The organism is Mesorhizobium sp. M1A.T.Ca.IN.004.03.1.1, assembly GCF_003997555.1.
In the GTDB taxonomy this organism is placed as follows: domain Bacteria; phylum Pseudomonadota; class Alphaproteobacteria; order Rhizobiales; family Rhizobiaceae; genus Mesorhizobium.
In genome coordinates, this window is record NZ_RZTV01000002.1 from 256,028 (window position 1) to 277,997 (window position 21,970).

Genomic DNA, 21,970 nt, shown 5'->3' on the forward strand with positions numbered 1-21,970 from the left:
GGCGGGCAGAGGGTTAACGGAGCGCTAACGGATCGCGGCTAATTTGATGTTTGTTCCCTGGAGACGCGAAACCGGCCCGGCCGGAGGCGCGGGGCCGGGTCTGTGTCGAGTATCGGGCGTATCCTCCGTGTCTTCTTCGGATTTCAGGCACATCGCTATCCGGACCGAAGCGGGAAAAGCCGAAAGGCTGTTCCGCGCCGCCGTGTCGGCCTTCTGCTCGCTGACGCGCCCGTCGCGGCGCGAAATCGCCCAACTCGAGGATCTGACGCTGCCGCTGTTCGACGAAGTGTCGGTCGAATCGCGCCGCTATGTCGCCGCCGCCCTTTCCGAATGCGAATATGCGCCGGCCGCGTTGGTGCGGCGGCTGGCCGAGGAGCCGGTCGAGATCGCGGCGCCGCTGCTTACCCGCTCGGACGCGCTGAGCGACATCGACCTCATCGCGCTGATCGGCCGCCATGGCCTGCCGCACGCGCGCGCAATCGCTCGCCGCAAGGAACTCAACGCAACCATCGCCCACCTGATCCGCGCGCTGGAGAAGCCGACGCTGGTCAACACGCGGCCGCCGGAGACGGTCACGAAGCTCGCGCCGGTGAAACCGGCGCCAGCTTCCGCAACAGAAGACAACCGCCCGGATCCCGGCGTGCCTGAGGAAAACGCGCGGCGACGCCTGCGCTCGATGATGCGGCCCGCCGGCGAAAGTGCCGCTGTCAACCTGTTCCTCGGACAGCCGACTTATCTGAAGCTGCGCGAGACGGCGCTGACGGGCAACCTTGCTTTCTTCCAGACAGCGCTTGCCGATGCGCTCGACATCGATTTTGCCACAGCCCGCTCAATCACAGAGCAATCGGGCTACGCAGCGCTGCTTGCGGCGCTCAAGGCGCTCGACCTAAGCGAAGACAGGGCCTTCCTGATCGCGGTCGCGGTCCATCCCGGCGAGTTTCCGCATCCCCAGGCAATCCGTCTGTTCCTCGACCGCTATCGGCTGCTGCATCGCGAGGCAGCGCTCGACAAGGTGCGGGCCTGGAAAGCCGAAACGCTGTCTCGGGCGATCCGCGGCAATGCCATCGAGACAGGGCGCCACGCATCGAACAGCGATGACAAGGCCGCCGGCCGCAAGGCGTCCTGACCCAATTCCAGGGAAGTGCACAGCGTTTCCGTGGCCGGTCGGGACGCCGGGCCGCCGCCTCTATTCCGCCTTCACGGACACAAGCTCCTCGACCGGAACGGAGCCGGCCTCGATCTCGACCACCCAGATGTCGGGATCGAATCTCTTTTCCTTTTCCAGCCTTGCATCGAATGCCGAGCTATCGTCGCCAGAATCGAGCAAGGTGAAGAAGCGCTCGTCGGGCTTGGCCGAATCGTAGCTCGTTTGCGGCGCCGGTCCGTACAGAGCCACTTCGCCGAGCCGGTCGCGCGACAACACGAAGACGGCGCCGGCCTCGGTCGCGCCGCGCTTGACCACGGCAGCAAAACCGCCGGCGGTGAAGACACGGCGCAGAAGGGCCGATACCCACAGATCGGTAGTCACGCGCATGGCAGGGTTCCGGATGGCATGCCCGGTTCCTTACAGCATCGGCAATGGAACCGAAAAGCCGGCAGCCCTCAGTTTGTCAGGCCGATCTCGCGCATCTTGGCATAGACCACTTCGTCCGGCTCGCCGGTCTCGGGCAGGCCGAACAGCGCCTGGAATTCCTTGATCGCAGACTTGGTGCGGGCGCCTACGACGCCGTCGAGCTGCATATCGTCATTGCCGAAGGCCTTCAGGCCAGCCTGGATCTTGACGATGCGGGCGTCGGGCGCCTGCGTTGCGCCGCTGGCCTGGGCGGCGACCGGAATGGCCGCTGGTCCGGCGGCCTGGGCCGTCGCCCTATCGGCCGGTCTCGGGGCCGGATGCGGAATGGCCGCAGTCGTTTGCCTGGCGCCAAGCTGAGCGAGCAGCGCGCCGTCGACATCGCCGGAGGCGGGCAGCCCGACCTTGAGCTGATAGGCCTGGATGGCCTTGCGCGTGGCTGGGCCCGTGAGGCCGTCGACGGTGCCGTCGTAGAAATTGAGGTCCTTCAATATGCCCTGCACCTGCTGGACGACCGGATCGGGCTTGGGAGCGGGCTGCGCCTGCCGCACGATGTTGATGGTGGTCTCCGGCTCATCCGAGACGGCATGCGGGAAATTCTCGATGCTCCTGGTGGCGAAGAAGGCGCCCGTGTGCGGAAAAGGCTGGTACCAGAGCGCGTTGGCCGAAACGTAGAAGAGCGTCACCAGGAAGGCGGTCGAGCCGCCGACCAGAACCGGATTGCGCGAGATCATCTGGCCGAGCGCCCCAGCGCTCTCGGCAAGCAACCCGCGCTCGGGTTCGACCACTTTAGGCCGTCTTGCGGAGCGAGCCATTGCTGTCCCCATTTGCATCCCCCTTCGGCTTTGCAATCGGCACCGGCAGCACGTCGGCCGGCGCGCCCGAGCGCCGCTTCGGTCCGTTCACCGGCAGGCTGATCGTCACCGTCGTGCCTTCGCCCGGGGCGCTCTCGATCGACATCGTGCCCTCATGCAGCGCCACCAGCCCCTTGACCAGCGACAGGCCGAGCCCGGTTCCCTCGAAGCGGCGCGTATAGTCGTTCTGGATCTGCATGAACGGCTTGCCGAGGTTGGCCATATCCTCGTCGGCGATGCCGATGCCGGTGTCACTCACCCAGAAATGCAGCCGCGAGCCGACCCGCTTGGCGCCGATCACCACGCTGCCGCCATCAGGCGTGAACTTCACGGCGTTCGAAACGAGATTGATCAGGATCTGCTGCACGGCGCGGCGATCGGCATTGATCTCGCCGGCGTCAGGCGCGATCTGCGCGCCAAGCGCGATGCTCTTGGCCTCCGCCAGGGGCCGCATCATCGAGCGGCACATGTCGGCGGCATCGGCGAAGCGGAACGGCTCGAGCTCGGTGGCATAGGCGCCTGCCTCTATGCGCGAGACATCGAGGATCGAGGTGACGACGGACAAAAGATGCTGGCCGGACTCCCTGACCAGGGCGACATATTCCTTCTGGCGCGGATCGCGGAAGGCGCCGAACATCTCGTGCAGCAGCATGTCGGAGAAGCCGATGATGGCATTGAGCGGCGTGCGCAGCTCGTGGCTGACCACCGCCAGGAAACGCCCCTTGGCCACTTCGGCGGCAGCCGCAGCCTCCCTCGCCGTGGCAAGCTCTTCGCGGAGCGCGGCGATCTCGTCATTCTCACGAAGGACGAAGGTGAAGATGTCCTGCTCTCGCGCGCCGCGCAGCAATTCAAGGCGGAACGGGCGGAAATTGTCGGCCGAGCCGCCACCGTCGCGCGGCAAGCGGATGCGCAGGTCGAGCCGGCGCTTCGGCGCGCCCTCGCGCATGTCCGCGAGCGCGGTGAGATAGGCGACGCGATCGGAAAGATGGACGCGCTCGAACAAGCCCGCGCCGAGCAGGAGCTCCGGCGCCAACTTCAGAATGGAACGCGCCTTGGCCGAAGCGTCGAGCACCTCGCCCTGGCGGCCGACGCGCAGCACGACGGCATCGATCGTCTCTTCGAGACGGTCCACCGCAGGCTCAGCCTGACGCGCGTCGGCGGGATTGGCGAAGGCCGCCGCGCGCGGCAGGAGCGTAAGCGCCCAGGCAAGCGGCAACAGCCAGTGCCAACCGGCGATCGCGGACTCGCCGAGCGGCAGGAACTGGTTTGCGAAAGGCTGCAGCAGGATGGCGCCGAATGCCGCCAGCGCGCCCGAAATTGCTGCGCGGCGCGACCCGGCGATCCACCAAGACTCGACCGGCAAAGCCACGGCAAGCAGCGCGACTGGCGACGCCAGACCACCCGCCGCGGCAATTGCGCCAGCAAGCGCGAGGCCGCCCGTCGCCACCGAGGCACGGCCGGCGAGCGTCATGCGTCCGGTGGCGGCAACCAGAAGCGCTGCGAACCAGCACAGACCGAAAGCGCCGAAGATCGCAGCCACGGTAACGGCGGCGCCCAGACTTGAGGTGACCAGCGTCACCGCCGCACCCGCGGCGAGGAAGGGAGTGGCGAGCATGACGCCGATGAAGCGGCGCTGGCGCTGGCGCTCAGCCTCGTCCGTGACGGTCGGATGAACCATGCGTTCGCAGCCGGCGGCAACCGCGCCAGGCAGAGGAACGTATCTGGCCGTAATCGAACTCAACGCACTCGGACCCGGTCGTGAATTGCCCTGCTTCTGCAGGTGACTCTTGATTGGATTGAAAGTCGCATCCAGCGTTTAAGGAATGGATAAGGCAGAGAAGGCGAGCGCCCTGCCCGCGGCAAATATCGGGAGGCCGACACCCCAAAGCCCGTCGATCTGCCGCCATGGTAAATGGAGCGTTAGCCACAGCGCGGCTCGCCTGGCTTCCTGAAAACCCAGTGCCGATGCTCGCCCTTTCCAGAATTTTTCTTTTGAAACAGCCGCATAGATGGCTATTTCAAAGTTAATACAGTGGATCAGATTTGAGTTAGATCAATAGCGAAAACCAATCCTTTCCAATTCATCTAAAATTTGAAGAAAATTCGCGGCTTCGGCGCAAGCCACGCTTCGCGCCTTCGTGCCATTGTCATGTCCATAAAAAGAGGTCATGCCGATGGATGCATGATCCGATCACGACGAGGCATCGAGATGGGCTTTCTGATCAGGATGGCTTTCTGGTTTTCGCTGGTGCTCTTGGCGCTGCCGCTCAGCGTCGGCCCCGACGAGGATGGCCGCGAGGCAGTCGGGCCGATCCAGGCGCTGTTTGCGGCGCGCGAGGCGGTCGGCGACATCGCCGGCATCTGCGAGCGCAAGCCGGATGTTTGCGAGACCGGCAAATCGGCCATGCACACCATCACCGTGCGCGCCAAGGAGACAGCCAAGATCGCCGCCGCCATGCTTGATGACCAGCAGTCGGAAAAGACGGCCGCGCCCGCTGCGAAGGCAGCGCAGACGTCTGGCGAGACCACCGGCAGCGTCGCCGAGGACATCGTGCTGCCCGCCAAGGTCAACATTCCGGCGATGCTGACGGCGAAGAACTGAGATTGCTTTTTCTGGAAATGCTCTAACGCCGCGGGCCCGCCCGACCTCTCGACGCCCGCGGCGTCTTTCTTTTTCCGTGACGTGGCGGCGCCGGGTCACTATATGCGGGCAATGACGACCTCGATCGAAACGATCCGCGACGATTTCTCCCTGCTCGACGAGTGGGAGGACCGCTACCGCTATGTGATCGAGCTGGGCGAGGCGCTGCCTCCGTTTCCCGAGGCGGAACGCACACCGGCCAACAAGGTGCCGGGCTGCGTCAGCCAGGTGTGGCTGACCACCGAGCAGGGAGAAGGCGTCGATCCGGTGGTCAGCTTTCGCGGCGATTCCGACGCCCACATCGTGCGCGGCCTTGTCGCCATCATGCTGGCGCTGTTCTCGGGCCGGCCGGCCAGTGAAATCCAGAACACCGATGCGGAAGTGACGCTGAAAGAGCTCGGCCTCGACGAGCATCTGTCGCCGCAGCGCGCCAACGGCCTTCGCTCGATGGTCAAGCGCATCAAGCGCGACGCCGAAGCCGCCTTGAAGCAAACCGCCTGACTCTGCCCCAAGCCCGGCAACAAGCCGCACTGCGGCGGGTTCACCCGTTCGCAGCAAGACATCCCTGAAATACCTCAAAAGCAAAACGGCGCCCCGCGGGCGCCGTCGCTTTTGCCGACTTGCGGAAGCTGCTACCGGCGACCCTTGGGCTTGCGGCCGAGGCCCATCTTCTTGGCCAACTGCGAACGGGCGGCTGCGTAGTTGGGAGCAACCATCGGATAGTTGGCGTCCAGGCCCCACTTCTCGCGGTATTCTTCCGGGGTGAGATTGTAATGTGTCATAAGGTGGCGCTTCAGCGACTTGAACTTCTTGCCGTCTTCGAGACAGACGATGTAGTCGTCATGGACGGAGCGCTTCGGGTTGACGGCCGGCTTCTGCTTCTCGGCCGAAGGCTGCTCCGTCGTGCCGCCGACGCGGCCGAGCGCGGCATGGACGTCGGCAATCAGGTTCGGTAGTTCGCCGACCGGCACCGGGTTGTTGCTGACATAGGCCGCGACGACATCGGCAGTCAGCTCGATTAGCGCGTCCCCATTCCTTGAAGGTGTTTCGACGATATCCATTGTGCTCAGGCCCCAACGAGAGTTTGTTTTCTAGACTGCGCCCTTTTTCTGGATCGGGCATCGCGCGAAATTCATGCAGGCAAGCCCTGCGATTCGCGTCGCGTCATCTTAATGACCCTGTGCTGCAAGTAAGTCAATTCACCTATTGAATTATATTCGGCGATATTCATCAAATATTGCCGATTCAGCTTCAAAAATTCGTGTGTCGTGTAACTTAGCGAGATTTTTTTGGCCGGACCAGTGCAGCCTGACGTGGCGCCAAGCACGCTTTTACACCTCTGGTCGCGTCAAAACAGGTTCTTTATGCTTGGCTAAACTAATGTTTGGCCGCCCGGTGGGCGAAGAATCCTATGGATCATGGCGCGGACATTCATCCTCGCGTCGAACAGCCAAGTCGCCTCGACGAACCTCTCAGTGGGGTGTGATGTACTTGCCGTAGACCCAGCCGGTAACAAAATCACCGTTCTGCGCCGGATCGTGCCAGACCTCGCACCAGCGGTAGCGGATCGCCTGCCGCTGCTTCCAGTGCGGTTGGCCGGCAATGTCGAGCAGATCTATCCCGCCCGTGCAACGACCGGTCATCTGCAAGACGGTGCCATTCGGATAGGCCGCCTGTCTTTGCGATGTGTTTGACGGATACTTGCGCGCGTTGAGCGTGTCGCCGAACGGCACGCCAGCCACTTGCCAGGCCGCGAACACGGTTGCATGAGACTGGCCGGAAAAGGTCAGGACCGCCGAAGCGACAGCGAAAGCCACGGCGGCTCGAACATAGGATTTCATCTTTTCCCCTTTCGACTTACTTTGTGTAGACCACCTTGAACCCCGCCCTTTGAACCGCTGCTGAGCGACGCGTTCATTCGCCATTCAAGCAAATTTTCAGGCAATTCCACAGCGAGACGCAATGACCACAACCTCCGTCTTCCCGACCGCCATCCCGCCGCGGCCCGAGAAACGCCCCATCTTCGACGTTCATCACGGCATCACCCGCACCGACGACTATGCCTGGATGCGGGCCGCCAACTGGCAGGCGATGTTCAGGGACCCTGCACTGCTCGACGGCGCGATCCGCGCTCATCTCGAGGCCGAGAATGCCTACCAGGCAACGCTGATGGCCGACACGGCCGAGCTGCGCCGCAAGCTGTTCGCCGAGATGAAGGGGCGCATCAAGGAGGACGACTCCACCGTTCCGATGAAGGACGGTCCCTACGCCTATGGCTCGTCGTTCAAGCTCGGCGGCGAGCAACCGCGCTACTTCCGCACGCCGCGTGATGGCGGCATTGAGGAGATCCTGCTCGACGGCGATGCGGAAGCCGAAGGCAAGCCCTATTTCCGTCTTGGCGGATTCGACCATTCGGCCGACCATCGCAAGCTGCTCTGGGCTTTCGACGACAAGGGCTCGGAGTTCTTCGCGCTGCGCGTGCGGGACATCGCCAGCGGGAAAGAACTCACCGATCAGATTCCGGATACGGGTGGCGGCGGCGTGTGGAATGCCGGAGACGACGGCTTTTTCTACACCCGCCTCGACGACAGCCACCGCCCGTCAAAAGTGTTCTTCCACGCGCTTGGCGACAATCCGGAGAACGATCGGCTGATTTACGAAGAGACAGATGCCGGCTTCTTCATGGATGTCAGCGGCACGCGTTCCAACGACTGGATCATGATCGGCATCAACGATCATGAAACCTCCGAATACCGGCTTCTGCGCGCCGACGAGCCGTTCGCCGAGCCGAAGCTGGTGGCGGCGCGCGAGACCGGCCTGCAATATGACCTGGAGGAAGGTGGTGACGTCTTTTTCATCCTCACCAATGCCGACGGCGCCAAGGACTTCAAGATCATGACCGCGCCGGTCGAAGATCCGGTGCAGGCCAACTGGAAGGAACTGGTGCCGCACGAGCCCGGCCGGCTGATCCTGTCGGTGCTCGGCTTCAGGCACCACATGGTCAGGCTGGAACGCAAGGAGGGCCTGCCGCGCATCGTGGTGCGCGATCGGGCAAACGGCGAGGAGCACCTCATTGCCTTCGACGAGGAGGCCTTCTCGCTCGGCCTTTCCGGCTCCTACGAATACGACACCGAAGTCATGCGCTTCACCTATTCGTCGATGACGACACCGGCACAGGTGTTCGACTACAACATGCGCAGCCGCGAGCGCGTTCTCTTGAAGACGCAGGAGGTGCCATCGGGCCACGATCCGGAGCATTATGTCACGCGCCGGCTGATGGCGCCGGCTGCCGACGGCGAGCTGGTGCCGATCTCGCTGATCCACCATCGCGATACGCCCCTTGATGGCTCGGCGCCCTGCCTGCTCTACGGCTACGGCTCCTATGGCATCACGGTTCCCGCCGCATTCAACACCAATTGCCTGTCGCTGGTCGACCGCGGCTTCGTCTACGCCATTGCCCATGTGCGCGGCGGCAAGGACAAGGGCTACGGCTGGTATGACGACGGCAAGCGTCGGCACAAGATGAACACCTTCACCGATTTCATCGCCTCAGCGCGCCATCTCGTGGCCGAGCGCTACACGTCGCACGATCGCATCGTCGCGCAGGGCGGCTCGGCCGGCGGCATGCTGATGGGGGCGATCGCCAACATGGCACCCGAAAGCTTCGGCGGCATCGTCGCCGAGGTGCCGTTCGTCGACGTGCTCACCACCATGCTCGACGCCAGCCTGCCGCTGACGCCGCCGGAATGGCCCGAATGGGGCAATCCGATCGCCTCGGCCGAGGACTACGGGACGATCGCTGCCTATTCGCCCTACGACAATGTCGCGGCGCTCGACTATCCGCCGATCCTGGCGCTGGCAGGTCTGACCGACCCACGCGTCACTTATTGGGAGCCGGCCAAATGGGTGGCGCGGCTGCGCGACCGCAAAGCGGGCGACAATCCGGTGCTGTTCAAGATCAACATGGAGTCCGGCCATGCCGGCGCCTCGGGCCGGTTCTCGCGCCTGGAGGAGATCGCGTATATCTACGCCTTTGCGTTGAAATTGACCGGCACGGCCTGATTTTTCCCTCGCAATCGCGAGCACCTCGCGCTACGCAATGCGCCTCGTTTTTGGTCGCGGCCGGTTCGGGCCGCGCCATCCGTCATTCGCAGGGTTCGTCATGCTGCTCGTCGACGTCTATCTCGACAAATCGCCCATCCAGGGCATCGGTGTCTTCGCCAAACACCGCATTCCAAAGGGCACGTTGATCTGGAAGCTCGATCCAAGATTCGACCGCCGCATTTCGGTCGACACTTATGAGAACGAAAGCGGCCCGGTGAAGTCCTACCTCGATCGGTACTCCTATCCGGACAGGCGCGACCGGAATTATATCGTCTTCGAGGCGGACGATGCGCGCTACATGAACCATGCCGACGAGCCGAACTGCGACGTCTCCTCGCCGGAAGAAACCTACGCGCTGCGCGACATCGCGCCCGGCGAGGAACTGACCTGCGACTACAACCACTTCTTCGAAAACGGCTTCGATTTTTTGGGCGACCGCCACGCGTAATCGGAGCGACCGCGGTCGAAGCGTCTCACGCCGAGAGCAATTCCGGCAAGCGCTCCATGGCCAATCTGCCGCGCAGGTGTCGGATGGCGGCCAAGGCTTTGCCGGCGATGACGCCTAAAGCGACGCCGCCGGCGATCGCAAGCAGTTGGAAGCCTGGAGCCGGGAGCCAGCCTGCGACAGGTGCCATCAAAAGCTCCGGGACGAAGCGATGGACCAAGTAGATCGGGAAAGCCGCGACGGCGACCTGCGTAACCGCCCGCCCCACCCCAGCAGGCAGGCGAACACGCGGCAGGTAAAGAAGAGCCGAGAGCGCCGCGAAGATCGTCAAATACTTGACCGTCGTCCCCAGCCAGACCGACTCCCAAAAGGCTAGATACCCCAATACGGCAGTGGCAAATGCGGTCACGAGGAGTTTTCTGGCGGGAGTGTCGGCCAAACCGGCGCACCAGCCGAAGACCGCAAGGTGGAAGACCCAGTAGATCGCGAAGATCTGGCGGCTGCCTAAGTCCACGAACAATGGGACTGCAAAGCGCGCAGCGGCGGCAAACGCCAATAGTCCGATCGAGAAGGCAAAGGGTCGAGCCTGGGCGAACTTGCGTAGAACCGGAACGGCAAAGGCGAGGGCGAAGACCAACAGCGTCTGCGCATAGGCCTCGATGAACCAGTAGAGATACGGGATCATCTCGTGACGTTCCGGTTCGGCATAGCCGAAGTTGCCGGTAAGGGTCATCGAGGCCCAAGGGATCGCCTGCCAGGCGAGGGAGTAAGCGGCGACTATGAGAAAATAAGGGATCAGGACGCTAATCGCAGGTTTCAGCGCGTGCCGGATCCGACCGGCAAGCAAATGGACCGACTGAAAACGCGCAAGGCTGTAGCCGACAAGCAGCATCATGATGCCGGAGCCGCCCGGGATAGGCCACAGGGTCTCGTGATGCACGACCACCAGCAGGATGGCGAAGGCCCTCAGCACGATATCGACAGGCGTCTCGTTTGCCTGGTCCCGCATGAAAGACCGTTTCGCCGAATAAAGATTTGTCAGGTCTCCAACGCTTAGTCGTTCCCAGCCGTCCGGCAGTTCCAAGCCGAGCCGTTCGAGTTCCAGAGCCAATTGCAAAAAGCGAAGGGAATCTCCGCCGAGGGAGACAAAGCTGTCAGCGCGGCCGACCGGAAGCGGATAGAACACGCGGGCATAGGCTCCAGGCACGCCGCCACGTTCGGAGCGGATTTCGGCCCGTCCCAGCAACATCTCGCGCTGCAGGCAGCCATAGTCGATCTTGCCCGAGGCTAGCCTGGGAACGTCGACACGCGTCGAAACTCGAATCAGATTGGCGGGCAAGCGGCTGACTTCGGCCAGGATACGCTGTGCCCGGCCTGCCGAGCCGGGGCCGGTCACATAGGCTTCTAGGCCTCGATCGTCGCCGAGCACCGCGGACGCAATGCCCGCCCGCTCCAGGGCCCGCTCCATGATATCGAAGCCGATCCTGAGGCCGGCAATCTTGGCAAAGCGGCTCTTGCGCCCGACGATGCGGAAGAAACCTTGCTCGTCCTGGACGGCAATATCGCCGGTGTTCAGGATCTCGACCTCAGCCCCGCGCGCCAGATCACAACGCTGCTCGGCGTAACCCATCATGACGTTCGGGCCGCGATAGACAAGTTCTCCCGGGATGCCCGAGCGGTTGACCGGCTCCCCCTTGTCGTCGACAAGGCCGAGGCTGCCGCCTGGGATGGCGACGCCGATCCGCTCCTCCCGGTCGGACAGGCTCTCCGGCGGCACGAAGGCGATACGCGCTGTCGCCTCGGTTTGACCATACATGACGAAGAAACGCCCACCCGCGGCGCGCAAATGATCCCTGTACAGGCGGATGACGTCGGGGCTGAGCTGTCCACCCGCCACCGTCATCATGCGCAAACCCCTGAGCTTATTGTCGCGGAAACGCATCCGTTCCAGGAGTTCGTAGGAATACGGGACGCCGGACAGATTGGTGCAGCCACCGTCGGCGATTATCTGCAGGAAATCGCCGTCCATGGCCGAAACACCGGGGAAGAGGATGCTGCCGCCGGCAATCAGATGCGAATTGAGAACCGACAGTCCGTAGGAATAATGCAGCGGCAGCATGAGAGCGGCCCTGTCGGCGGACGAGAGTTCGAGATAGGTCGTTATCGCGCGCGCATTGGCTTCGAGATTGGCATAGGAGAGCCTGACCGCCTTGGCGGCGCCCGAGCTGCCGGACGTCATCAGCAGCAGCGCGAGATCGGGATGCAGCGGCTCAATGTCCCTCGCGGGCCAGGCTTCCTTCACGAGACGCCAGCGGCCATCGGCTCGGCGATAGGTGAAATCCGGCTGGAAGGCCGCCAGGAAATCGTCCCAGACCCTTTTGTCGCAAGCCGGCAGCATGGCCACCGCATGACCCGCCCGCAGGGCTCCAAGATAGGCGACGACCGCATGCTCGGAGGGTTCCGCTGAGATAGCGACGAGTGCTTTACCTCATCCCCCAGACGTGTGGCGAAGTGCTGCGCAAGGTCGTCAAGCTCCGCATAAGACAGGCTGCGCCCGTCGGCGAAGAGAAGTGCTGCGCGCTGCTCGCCACGGGCGAATTCAGACACAAGGTCGAGAGAGTGCATGGGCAAGGCTTCGGTCCGCCTGGAAACTGGCCGAAGCGCGTATGATACATGACTATTAAAGTCAACTAATATGGACTTGAGACATCACAGGCAGATCGCATCGATGGTGTCGCGCAGCCGATATGCATCGGTCAGCTCGCCGGCTTGCGCGCCGGATAGCTGTTGGGATGCGGCGGGACGGCCTTCAGATAGGCCGCGATCGCGGCGCGGTCATCGGCCGTCAACTGAGCTATGTTGCGCTGCACGTCGACCATGGCACCGCCGACGGAATCGAAATCCGGCGTGAAGCCGGTTTCGAGATAGTTGGCGATGTCGGCCTCCGACCAGTCCTTCGTGCCGCCCTGCGGGGTGATATTGGGCACCACGCCCGAGCCCTCGGCGGCCACGGCTCCCGCCAGCCATTCGGCCTTCTTGACGCCGCCGGCAAAGTCGCGCGGCGTGTGGCATTCGCCGCAATGCCCGGGGCCCTCGACCAGATAGCGGCCGGCCAGCACCTTGTCGGGCGCGCCCCCGGGCAAGGCAATGACCGGTTCAGGGCTGACATAGAGCCGCTTCCAAAGACCAATGCCGCGACGGATGTTGAAGGGGAAGGAGAGTTTGTGGCCGGGCGCCTTGCCGGCGACCGCCGGCAGCGTCTTCATAAAAGCATAGAGGTCGGCGATATCGGCCGGCTTCATGCGAGCATAAGAGGCATAAGGGAAGGCCGGATAAAAATGCTCGCCGGAGGGCGAAACGCCTTTCAGCATCGCATTGGCGAAGTCCTCCTCGCTCCAGGCGCCGATGCCGTCCTTTTGATCCTGCGAGATGTTGGGCGGTACGAAGGTGCCGAACGGCGTCTTCAGCTCCAGCCCGCCGGCAAGCTCCAGGCGGGCATCACCCTTGGATCCCGGTTTGGCGTGGCAGGATGTGCAGCCGCCAGCAAAGAAGATGCGCTTGCCTTTCGCAGCATCACCGGGGCCAAGCTGCGCGACCGTCGCGGCATCAAGCCTGACGGGCGCTGACAACGCCCAGCCGGCGACCGCGCCGGCGCCGCCCAGCACGATGACAGCGCCGACGAGCTTCTTCAGCCACGCCATATCAGGCGATCAGCCCTTCTTGATCCTGTAGGTCTCATGACAGGTGCCGCAGTCGCCGCCGATGGTGTTGAGCTGCGCCTTGAGCGCATCGACATCGGCCGGCGGCGAAGCCACTGCCGCCTTGACGTCGGCCAGGAACTTGTCCCCGGCCGCCTTGAAGCCTGGCATGTCTTCCCAGATCTTCGGCGCCGCCGTGGTGTCGCCCTTGTCGCTGCCGGCCGGGAAAAGTTTCTCGGCATCGAATTTTTCGGCGTTCGCCTCCAGCGCCTTTAGCGCCGTCAGCACAGCGGCGGCGTCGAAAGCCTCCTCGCCTTTGACGACCTTGGACAACTGGCCGGCGAGCTTGCCGCGTTCCTTCATCAGGGCCTGGCGATCCTTGATCGGGTCGGCATAAGCGGCCGAGCCGGCAAAAGCGAGCAAAGAGATGGCGATGACAAGCTTTCTCATTCAATTGGCTCCATGGTGAAGAGAGTTCGCGACTAGACGTTAACGGGCGATGCAGTGGAATTATTCCCTCCGCGCCGCAACGATTTTCTTGACTGGAATTGCCCTCCTGCGCCGGCAAAAGAAAAGCCCCGGTCATGCCGGGGCTTTTCGGAAGGGTCGATCAAGCTTTCGCCTTCTCGTAGAGTTCCAGGACATAATCCCAGTTGATCAGGCTGTCGACGAAGGCTTCGAGATATTTCGGCCGCGCGTTGCGGTAGTCGATGTAATAGGAGTGTTCCCACACGTCGACGCCGAGGATCGGCGAAGCGCCATGAACCAGCGGGTTCTCGCCATTGGGGGTCTTCGAGATCGCGAGCTTGCCGTCCTTGACCGAAAGCCATGCCCAGCCGGAGCCGAACTGGGTGGTGCCGGCGGCGACGAAGTCCGCCTTGAACTTGTCGTAGCCGCCGAGATCGGCATCGACGGCCTTCTGCAGCGCGCCCGGCAGCTTGTTGCCGCCGCCGCCCTTCTTCATCCATTTCCAGAAATGGATATGGTTGTAGTGCTGGGCGGCATTGTTGAAGAGCCCGGCATTCTTGCCGAAGGACTGTTTCACGACCTCTTCGACCGACAGGTCGCCCATTCCGGCCTCGGCGGCCAGCTTGTTGCCGTTGTCGACATAGGCTTTGTGGTGCTTGTCGTGGTGATACTCCAGCGTCTCCTTCGACATGTAAGGCTGCAAGGCCTCGTAGTCGTAGGGCAAAGCGGGCAACTCAAAAGCCATGGATGGTACTCCCTCAGGAAAAGTCCGGTGAAACTACCGGACTAAGATAGGTCTGGAATGGGTTGGGACAACTCCGGAACGAAGCGCCGAACGCCTTTTTATCCGCTCAGGCGGCGGAAGTCGAATGCGCCCAATCCCAATAGAGCTCCCGCGCCTTCTTGGCGACCGGTCCAGGCTGAATGCTACGGTTCTCGATGCGCGTGATCGGCACCACCTTCGAATGGTTGCCGGTCGAGAAGATCTCGTCCGCCTCGAGGAAATCGCGGATCGACAGCGTCTTCTCGGTGGTCCTGAAACCATAGTCGCCGAGCAGGTTGATCGTGCGCGAGCGGGTGATGCCGGAGAGGAAGGTGCCGTTCGCGGCGGGCGTCATCACATGGCCGTCCTTAACCAGGAAGATGTTGGAGGTGCCGGTCTCGGCGACATTGCCCAGCATATCGAGCACCAGCGCGTTGTCGAAGCCGCGCATCTTGGCCTCGAGGATGGCGCGGCCATTGTTGGGATAGAGGCAGCCGGCCTTGGCGTTGGTCGGCATGGTCTCGATGGTCGGCCGCCGGAACGGCGAGACGCCGATCGAAAAGCCCGAAGGCGGAATCATCGGTGACTCGTAAAGGCAGAGACAGAAGCGGGTCGAGGACGGGTCGGCCGGCACGCCCATATAGCCGCCATGCTCGGCCCAGTACATCGGCCTGATATAGACGGCGGTCTTGCCGTCGAATTTCTTCAGGCCGTCCCAGGTCAGCCCGACGATCTGCTCCGTCGTCATGGAAGGCTTCAGGCCGAGCGCGATCGCCGAGGCGTTGACGCGGCCGGCGTGACGATCGAGATCGGGCGCCACGCCTTCGAACCAGCGGGCGCCGTCGAACACGCTGGTGCCCAGCCACATGGCGTGGCTGCGCGGTCCCAGAATGGCAACATTGCCCTCGTACCAGTCGCCGTCCACATAGGTCCATGTCGCGGACTGCGCCGCCGCCGCCAGTGTCATCGTTTGCCGTCCGTATGGATGAGTTCCGGCCGCCATAGGACGACGCTTTGACGGCCGGCGTCAACCGACATCGGAAAAAATCCTTGAGGCCAGAGGCACTTAAAGCACGGCGCACGGAAAGGGATGGGCCATGTGTGTTGGGTTCTTGTGTTATGCGATCCTTTCCGAAAACCGCTGCCCACTTTTGGGCGACATGCATTAACCGCAATCAGCGCTTGCGCGGCAGGGCCGGGCGCCGCAAAACTCTTCCTATGCACCATGCAGCCTATGTCTTCGACGCCTATGGCACGTTGTTCGACGTGCACGCCGCCGTGCGCCGCCATGCGGGCGAGATCGGGCCGGACGGCCAGCTTCTCTCCGAAATCTGGCGCGCCAAGCAGCTCGAATATTCCTGGGTGCGGACGCTGATGGGCGCCTATGCCGATTTCTGGCAACTGACCGAGCAGGCGCTGGACTTCGCGCTGCGCAAGGTGCCGTCGGCCGATCCGGCGCTCAGGGCAAGGCTGCTGGAAGCCTATTGGCGGCTCGACTGCTATCCGGAGGTGCCGGCGGTATTGAAGGCGCTGAAAGCAGCGGGAGCGAAGCTCGCAATCCTGTCCAACGGCTCGCCGGAAATGCTGCGGGCGGCGGTGAAATCGGCCGCCCTCGACCAGATCCTGGACGACGTCTTCTCGGTCGACGAGATCAAGCGCTTCAAGACCGATCCTTCGGTCTACGACATGGTGGTCACTGGCTGGCGGCTCTATCCGGGGGCGGTGTCGTTCCAGTCCTCCAACCGCTGGGACGTCGCGGGCGCCGCTAGGTTCGGCTTCCGCACCGTCTGGATCAATCGCGCCAATCAGCCAGACGAATACCGGGATTTTCCGCCGGGGCTGATCCTGCCCTCGCTCGAAGGCCTTCTGGCAGGGGTTTGAGGTGCTGTTGCTGCCGCGCAACAGATGTGTCGCGGTCACAGCTTCGCCTTTGTTTGTCCACCCTGAGGCCAGAATTGGAACCGCCTATCACCGCCGACTGTTATTGCAGCTGTCGGCGCCGGCCAGCGGATTCATGCATTCTTGCGAATTCAAGACCTAGAAAAGGCAACCATGTCAGACGCTTCCTTCCGCATCAGCCGCCGTGGCTTCCTCAATCTCACGGCCCTTGGCGCTGCTTCGGCGATTTCCGCCTGCTCCACCACCGGTCCTCGCCCGGCAGCCGTGCAGCCGGCGCCGGCCTCTGTGGAGCCGCCGCTCGGCGACTACGCCACCATATATGGGCCGATGTCCGACAACGGCTTCGACCTGCCGGCCATCCCGGTAAACAAGATCGATCACAGATATTTGCGCCAGATCGTTCCCGATCCGACCGGACAGCGCCCGGGCACCATCGTCGTCGATACCACCAACCACTTCCTCTATCTGGTGCGTGAGGGTGGCCAGGCGATCCGCTACGGCGTCGGTCTCGGCCGCGCCGGCTTCGAATGGTCGGGCGATGCGGTGGTGCAATGGAAGCAGAAGTGGCCGAAATGGACGCCGCCGGACGAGATGGTCGCGCGCCAGCCGGAACTGACGGAATACAGCGCCAAGAACGGCGGTATGCCCGGCGGGCTCAAGAACCCGCTCGGGGCGCGTGCGCTCTACCTCTTCAAAGGCAACCAGGATACGCTCTATCGTCTGCACGGGTCGCCGGAGTGGTGGTCGATCGGCAAGTCGGTCTCGTCGGGCTGCGTGCGCCTGATCAATCAGGACATCATCGACCTCTATGACCGCGTGCCCAACAAGACGCCGGTCGTGGTCACAGCAGATGTTGGCCAGCCGATGGCCGATATGCCCGAGCGCCGGGCCATTCCGATCGACAACGGCGTGCCGGACGACTCTGTCCTGCTGGGGCCGGTGCCGCAGGAGAGTGACGAGATCTTTTGATCCGGCGTTCGTCAGCGGTGCTTGGCGAGGATGTCCGCCAGCACCGCAACGCCGCGGCGCAACGCCTCCGCGTCGAGACCAGCATATCCCATGATGAAGCCCGCCGTTTCGGGCCGCGGCTCGGCCGGATCATAGAGCGGCGATACCGGATAGAGGCCGATCCCCGCAGCACGTGCGTCGGCGATGATCGCCGGCTCGCATCCAGAATCGATGCCGTTCAACCAGGCCACGACGTGCAGGCCCGTGTCGGCCCCAGCAACAGTCACCTTTGGCCCGATATGATCGGCGAGCGCCCGCAGCAGGACTTTTCGGCGCTCGGCATTTTTCCTGCGGATGCTGCGGACGTGGCGCTCGTAAGCGCCGCTCGTCAGCAGGTCGGCCAACACGTCCTGCTCCAGCATCGGAGCATGCCGGTCGGTCAGGCGCTTTGCCTCGCTGAAGGCCCGACGCAGGCCGGCGGGGACGACCAGATAACCGAGCCGCAAGGTGGGCGAGAGCGTTTTGGACAGCGTACCGACATAAATGACGGAGCCTGGATCGAGCGTCTGCAGAGGCGGGATGGGGGCTATGTCGTGGCGGTATTCGCCGTCGTAATCGTCTTCGACGACATAGGCGCCTGATGCCGTGGCCCAGGCCAGGAGGGAATGCCGCCGCGCCGCCGAAAGCACGCCGCCGAGCGGAAACTGGTGCGATGGCGTGACGTAAGCCAGACGGGCCGGCGGCAGCGCATCCGTCCTCAGCCCGTCAGCGTCGACTGCAACTGGCACGGCGACGCCGCCCGCGGCCGTGAAGGCATGGCGGGCCAGCAGATAGCCCGGATTCTCGATCACGAACGGGTCGCCGGAGTCGAGCAGCAGCCGCGCGCAGAGGTCGAGCCCTTGCTGGGAGCCGTTGACGATGGCGATCTGGTCCGGCGCGCAGTTGATGCCGCGTGCGCGCCAGAGATAGGTTTGAAGGGCGCTGCGAAGAACAAGCGATCCCTGCGGGTCGCCATAGCGCAACCGTGCGCCGCGCCGCAGAATGGCTTTGTTCGAGGCCCGTCGCCAAGCCAGGACCGGGAAGTCCGCCCCGGACAGGTCGCCATAGCGGAAATCCGCAACCTTGGCCGGCTGCTGTTCCACCGGCGAAGGCAGAGCCAGCAGCCTGCGCGCGAAGGTCGAGAGGTTGCGTGGCGAGGCAGCCGCGATGGAAGCCGCCCCTGACGGCCTCTCCAGTCCCGGAGCCACGATGGCACGCGCGCCCTGCCGGATGATCAGATAGCCTTCGGCGTCGAGCTGGTTGTAGGCCGCCGTCACCGTGGTTCGCGACGCGCCCCATTCGGCGGCAAAGGCCCGCGACGACGGCAGCCGATCGCCGGGCCGGTAAACGCCGCTGTGGATTTGCGCCTTGATCGCCGCGATGATCCGGCGCGCCACGCCTTCCTGCTCCAACTGGACCATCGAAAACCTGCAAAACTGGATGTTCCAAGCAAGCCAGCTTTCCTGCATCTTTAAATGCAACGCAAGGAGTTTCCGCCATGTACATTCCGCCCGCCTTCCGCGATGACAACAGGGAGAGCCTCATGGCGACGATCCGCGCAGCACGGCTGGCGACGCTGGTCACCGCCACGGCGGAAGGACCGCAGGCGACGCCATTGCCGCTCTTGCTCAACGAGAGCGAGGGCGAGCATGGAACGATCTACGGCCATGTCGCGAAGGCAAATCCGCAGTGGCGCGCACCGGTGCTGGGCGATGGCCTGGCGATCTTCATGGGCCCCGACGCCTACGTGACGCCGGCCTGGTACCAGACCAAGCAGGAGACCGGAAAGGTAGTGCCGACTTGGAACTACCTGGCCGTTCATGCCTATGGGCCGATCGACTTCTTCGAGGACGCCGAAAGGCTGCTCGAGATCGTCACGCGCCTGACCAATCTCCACGAAGGCGGACGCCCCTCGCCATGGTCCGTATCGGATGCGCCGCCGGATTTCATCCAGGCGCAACTCAAAGGCATTGTCGGCTTGCGCATGCCGATCACGCGGCTCCAAGGCAAGCGCAAGATGAGCCAGAACCGCAACGCGGCCGATCGCGCCGGTGTCGCCACTGGTCTAGCAGCGAGCGACCGGCCTTCGGATCGCGACGTCGCCCAACTGATCCCGTCTTGACATCCGACCCAGTCCAATTGCCAGCGAGCCGATCATGCCGGACCTGACACAATTCGCCTTGTACTTCGCCGCGGCGCTGCTGCTCGCCATCACGCCCGGACCGGGCATCTTCTATGTCGCCGCGCGCACCCTGGCCGGAGGCCGCGCTGAAGGCATCGCCTCCAGTTTCGGGACAGGCCTGGGCGGCATGGTTCATGTGCTTGCCGGAAGCCTGGGCGTTTCCGCCCTCGTGCTCGCGAGCGCCGAACTCTTTACGGCGCTGAAGCTGATCGGCGCCGTCTACCTCGTCTGGCTCGGCTTGCGCACCTTCCAGTCCGCCCGCCGCGAGGCAAAGACAATGCTGGAAGGTGGCGCGCCGACGCCTGCGGTCGGCGCTGGCCGAGCGTTTCGCGAAGGGGTGCTGGTCGAGGCGTTGAACCCGAAGACGGCCGCCTTCTTCCTGGCCTTCATTCCGCAATTCCTGGATCTCGGCGCCGGCCACGTCGCCTTGCAGTTCATGGTGCTCGGCTTCGTGTCGGTGACGCTCAACACGCTGGCCGATGTCGTGGTAGCATTCGCGGCCGGCCGCATCAGGGATGGCGCGGCAGGCCGGTCCGGCATGATACGTCGGCTCCGGGAGGCGTCCGGCGGCGCGATGATCGCGCTGGGCATCGGCCTTGCCGTAGCCAAGCGCCCTGCCCTCTGATTGCCGCGCCTCAGTTGGGCGCTACCGCCCGCGCGCCAGGCTGCCTAGTATCCCGCGCACTATCGCGCGGCCGACGGAAGAGCCCACCGAACGCACCACCGACTTGATCGCGGCTTCGGCCACTGTCTGACGGTTGGAGGACCGGCGGCCCGACCCTCCCAACACATCGTCGAAGCCCGGAATTGTCCAGCGCGAGCCGCCGGTGCCCGCCTGCTGCGCCTGCGCTTCGGCTTCCTGCGCCTCCCTGGTCTTCTTCTGCAGTATCTCGAAGGCCGAGTCGCGATCGACCGCTTGATCGTACTGCCCGGCGACCGGGCTCTCGGCAAGGACCTTGCGGCGCTCGTCGGGTGTGATCGGCCCGAGCCGCGACGACGGCGGGCGAATCAATGTGCGCTGTACCATGGCCGGCACGCCCTTATCCTCCAGCATCGAGACCAGCGCCTCGCCGGTGGCGAGCTGGGTAATCGCGGTGGCGCAGTCGAAATCCGGGTTGGGCCGGAAGGTGTCGGCCGCCGTCCGCACCGCCTGCTGCTCGCGCGGCGTATAGGCGCGCAACGCGTGCTGCACGCGGTTGCCGAGCTGGGCCAAAACCTTTTCCGGAATGTCGAGCGGGTTCTGGGTGACGAAATAGACGCCGACACCCTTGGAGCGGATCAGCCGCACCACCTGCTCGACGCGATCAACCAGCACCTTCGGCGCGTCCTCGAACAAAAGGTGCGCCTCGTCGAAGAAGAAGACCAGCTTCGGCCGCTCGAGATCGCCGACCTCGGGCAGTTCCTCAAACAGCTCCGACATCAGCCAGAGCAGGAAAGTTGCGTAGAGCCTGGGATTCATCATCAGCTTATCGGCGGCCAGAACGCTGATCGCGCCGCGGCCGTCGCGGGTGGTGCGCATCAAATCGGCGATGCGCAGCGCCGGCTCGCCGAAGAAGTTCGCGGCGCCCTGCTGCTCAAGCACCAGAAGCGTGCGCTGGATGGCGCCGACGGAAGGCTTGGTGACATTGCCGTAGCGTGCGCTGAGCTCGTCGGCTCGCTCGGCGATGTTGGCGAGCAGCGCCTGAAGATCTTTGAGATCAAGCAGCAGCAGGCCCTCTTCGTCAGCGATGCGGAAGGCGATGTTCATGACACCTTCCTGCGCTTCGGTGAGGTTCATCAGCCGCGACAAAAGCAGCGGCCCCATTTCCGAGATGGTGGCACGGATCGGGTGACCCTGCTCGCCGAACAGATCCCAGAAGATGACCGGGTATTCCTGAAACTGATAGGGATCGAGCTTCACCTGCTCTGCACGCTTGACCAGGAAATCCTTGGCCTCGCCCATCATGGCGATGCCGGAAAGGTCGCCCTTGATGTCGGCGCAGAAGACCGGGACGCCGGCATTTGAAAAGCCCTCGGCCAAGACCTGCAGGCTGACCGTCTTGCCGGTGCCTGTGGCGCCGGTAATCAGGCCGTGGCGGTTGCCGTAGCGCAGCAGGAGTTCCTCGGCGCGCTGGTAGGAATCATCAGGCTTGCGGCTGGCGCCGATGAAGATGCTGGTGTGGTCAGCCATATGTCCGGTCTCCGCAATCTCTTCCGCCAAAAACGCCCGGTCTCATGGAGGATAATAACGCGATCGGCGGGCGACAATGCCCACCATCAAATTTGGCGCTATTCGAATTTGACGCTGGCAGCGAAACCACCTTACTTAGCTTGCGGATTTTGCGCATGTTTGGCAATCGGTTAGCGGCTTCCGGAACAA

The 21,970-nt window shown here is 63.6% G+C and carries 21 protein-coding genes; 9 read left to right on the forward strand and 12 right to left on the reverse strand.

Annotated elements, in window-relative coordinates; translation table 11 throughout:
• The first annotated feature begins 127 nt into the window (after window positions 1–127).
• Window positions 128–1,126, forward strand: coding sequence for a DUF2336 domain-containing protein (locus tag EOD29_RS07165; RefSeq protein ID WP_095800165.1), 999 nt, complete (start codon window positions 128–130; stop codon window positions 1,124–1,126).
• A gap of 60 nt (window positions 1,127–1,186) precedes the next feature.
• On the opposite strand, the gene EOD29_RS07170 is transcribed toward EOD29_RS07165, so the two are convergent.
• From EOD29_RS07170 to EOD29_RS07180, 3 genes are all read right to left on the reverse strand, one after another.
• Entirely contained in the window at window positions 1,187–1,534 is a 348-nt protein-coding gene (locus EOD29_RS07170; RefSeq protein WP_067320924.1) for a DUF1491 family protein, read from the reverse strand.
• A 68-nt stretch (window positions 1,535–1,602) separates the two neighbouring features.
• Entirely contained in the window at window positions 1,603–2,385 is a 783-nt protein-coding gene (locus EOD29_RS07175; protein ID WP_127246273.1) for a peptidoglycan-binding protein, read from the reverse strand.
• A complete protein-coding gene (locus EOD29_RS07180; RefSeq protein WP_127246274.1) occupies window positions 2,360–4,102 on the reverse strand; it encodes a PAS domain-containing sensor histidine kinase in 1,743 nt (580 codons plus the stop codon). The genes EOD29_RS07175 and EOD29_RS07180 overlap by 26 nt, the downstream gene beginning before the upstream one ends.
• Before the next feature lie 531 nt (window positions 4,103–4,633).
• Here EOD29_RS07180 and EOD29_RS07185 point away from each other — a divergent pair.
• Entirely contained in the window at window positions 4,634–5,026 is a 393-nt protein-coding gene (locus EOD29_RS07185; protein WP_127246610.1) for a DUF5330 domain-containing protein, read from the forward strand.
• A 111-nt stretch (window positions 5,027–5,137) separates the two neighbouring features.
• Complete coding sequence (locus tag EOD29_RS07190) at window positions 5,138–5,566, forward strand: SufE family protein (protein WP_066997661.1); 429 nt, start codon at window positions 5,138–5,140, stop codon at window positions 5,564–5,566.
• A 131-nt stretch (window positions 5,567–5,697) separates the two neighbouring features.
• On the opposite strand, the gene EOD29_RS07195 is transcribed toward EOD29_RS07190, so the two are convergent.
• Both EOD29_RS07195 and EOD29_RS07200 read right to left on the reverse strand, forming a co-directional pair.
• The gene (locus tag EOD29_RS07195; protein WP_067320912.1) at window positions 5,698–6,126 is read right to left on the reverse strand and encodes a MucR family transcriptional regulator; all 429 of its coding nucleotides are present in this window, start codon (window positions 6,124–6,126) and stop codon (window positions 5,698–5,700) included.
• Window positions 6,127–6,537: 411 nt separating this feature from the next.
• On the reverse strand, window positions 6,538–6,906 hold the full coding sequence (locus EOD29_RS07200; protein WP_127246275.1) for an SH3 domain-containing protein: 369 nt from the start codon (window positions 6,904–6,906) through the stop codon (window positions 6,538–6,540).
• 121 nt (window positions 6,907–7,027) lie between these two features.
• Here EOD29_RS07200 and EOD29_RS07205 point away from each other — a divergent pair, with 121 nt between their 5' ends.
• Both EOD29_RS07205 and EOD29_RS07210 read left to right on the forward strand, forming a co-directional pair.
• Window positions 7,028–9,127 (forward strand): S9 family peptidase, encoded by a 2,100-nt coding sequence (locus EOD29_RS07205; RefSeq protein ID WP_127246276.1) that lies wholly within the window; start codon window positions 7,028–7,030, stop codon window positions 9,125–9,127.
• 100 nt (window positions 9,128–9,227) lie between these two features.
• Entirely contained in the window at window positions 9,228–9,617 is a 390-nt protein-coding gene (locus EOD29_RS07210; protein ID WP_066998147.1) for an SET domain-containing protein-lysine N-methyltransferase, read from the forward strand.
• Between the two features lie 25 nt (window positions 9,618–9,642).
• Here EOD29_RS07210 and EOD29_RS07215 read toward each other — a convergent pair whose 3' ends face one another.
• The 5 genes from EOD29_RS07215 to EOD29_RS07235 form a co-directional block, all read right to left on the reverse strand.
• Window positions 9,643–12,012 (reverse strand): AMP-binding protein, encoded by a 2,370-nt coding sequence (locus tag EOD29_RS07215; protein WP_245475268.1) that lies wholly within the window; start codon window positions 12,010–12,012, stop codon window positions 9,643–9,645.
• Between the two features lie 358 nt (window positions 12,013–12,370).
• Window positions 12,371–13,315 carry a cytochrome c gene (locus EOD29_RS07220; RefSeq protein WP_067320899.1) on the reverse strand — a complete coding sequence of 315 codons (945 nt, stop codon included), beginning with the start codon at window positions 13,313–13,315 and terminating at the stop codon, window positions 12,371–12,373.
• A gap of 9 nt (window positions 13,316–13,324) precedes the next feature.
• On the reverse strand, window positions 13,325–13,762 hold the full coding sequence (locus EOD29_RS07225; RefSeq protein WP_067320896.1) for a cytochrome c: 438 nt from the start codon (window positions 13,760–13,762) through the stop codon (window positions 13,325–13,327).
• A 160-nt stretch (window positions 13,763–13,922) separates the two neighbouring features.
• Window positions 13,923–14,525 carry a superoxide dismutase gene (locus tag EOD29_RS07230; protein WP_066997682.1) on the reverse strand — a complete coding sequence of 201 codons (603 nt, stop codon included), beginning with the start codon at window positions 14,523–14,525 and terminating at the stop codon, window positions 13,923–13,925.
• A gap of 106 nt (window positions 14,526–14,631) precedes the next feature.
• Window positions 14,632–15,510 carry a branched-chain amino acid aminotransferase gene (locus tag EOD29_RS07235; protein WP_127246277.1) on the reverse strand — a complete coding sequence of 293 codons (879 nt, stop codon included), beginning with the start codon at window positions 15,508–15,510 and terminating at the stop codon, window positions 14,632–14,634.
• Window positions 15,511–15,761: 251 nt separating this feature from the next.
• Here EOD29_RS07235 and EOD29_RS07240 point away from each other — a divergent pair, with 251 nt between their 5' ends.
• Entirely contained in the window at window positions 15,762–16,424 is a 663-nt protein-coding gene (locus EOD29_RS07240; protein ID WP_067320889.1) for a haloacid dehalogenase type II, read from the forward strand.
• Between the two features lie 171 nt (window positions 16,425–16,595).
• Window positions 16,596–17,411: a L,D-transpeptidase gene (locus EOD29_RS07245; RefSeq protein WP_127246278.1), complete on the forward strand. Its 816-nt coding sequence runs from the start codon at window positions 16,596–16,598 to the stop codon at window positions 17,409–17,411.
• Window positions 17,412–17,422: 11 nt separating this feature from the next.
• On the opposite strand, the gene EOD29_RS07250 is transcribed toward EOD29_RS07245, so the two are convergent.
• Window positions 17,423–18,850: a PLP-dependent aminotransferase family protein gene (locus tag EOD29_RS07250; RefSeq protein WP_127246279.1), complete on the reverse strand. Its 1,428-nt coding sequence runs from the start codon at window positions 18,848–18,850 to the stop codon at window positions 17,423–17,425.
• A gap of 77 nt (window positions 18,851–18,927) precedes the next feature.
• On the opposite strand from EOD29_RS07250, the gene EOD29_RS07255 reads away from it, so the two are divergent.
• Both EOD29_RS07255 and EOD29_RS07260 read left to right on the forward strand, forming a co-directional pair.
• The gene (locus EOD29_RS07255; RefSeq protein WP_127246280.1) at window positions 18,928–19,551 is read left to right on the forward strand and encodes an FMN-binding negative transcriptional regulator; all 624 of its coding nucleotides are present in this window, start codon (window positions 18,928–18,930) and stop codon (window positions 19,549–19,551) included.
• A gap of 34 nt (window positions 19,552–19,585) precedes the next feature.
• A complete protein-coding gene (locus EOD29_RS07260; protein WP_127216793.1) occupies window positions 19,586–20,236 on the forward strand; it encodes a LysE family translocator in 651 nt (216 codons plus the stop codon).
• Between the two features lie 21 nt (window positions 20,237–20,257).
• Here the strand turns inward: EOD29_RS07260 and EOD29_RS07265 are convergent, their stop codons facing one another.
• Window positions 20,258–21,781 carry a helicase HerA-like C-terminal domain-containing protein gene (locus tag EOD29_RS07265; protein ID WP_095800180.1) on the reverse strand — a complete coding sequence of 508 codons (1,524 nt, stop codon included), beginning with the start codon at window positions 21,779–21,781 and terminating at the stop codon, window positions 20,258–20,260.
• Between the last annotated feature and the right edge of the window lie 189 nt (window positions 21,782–21,970).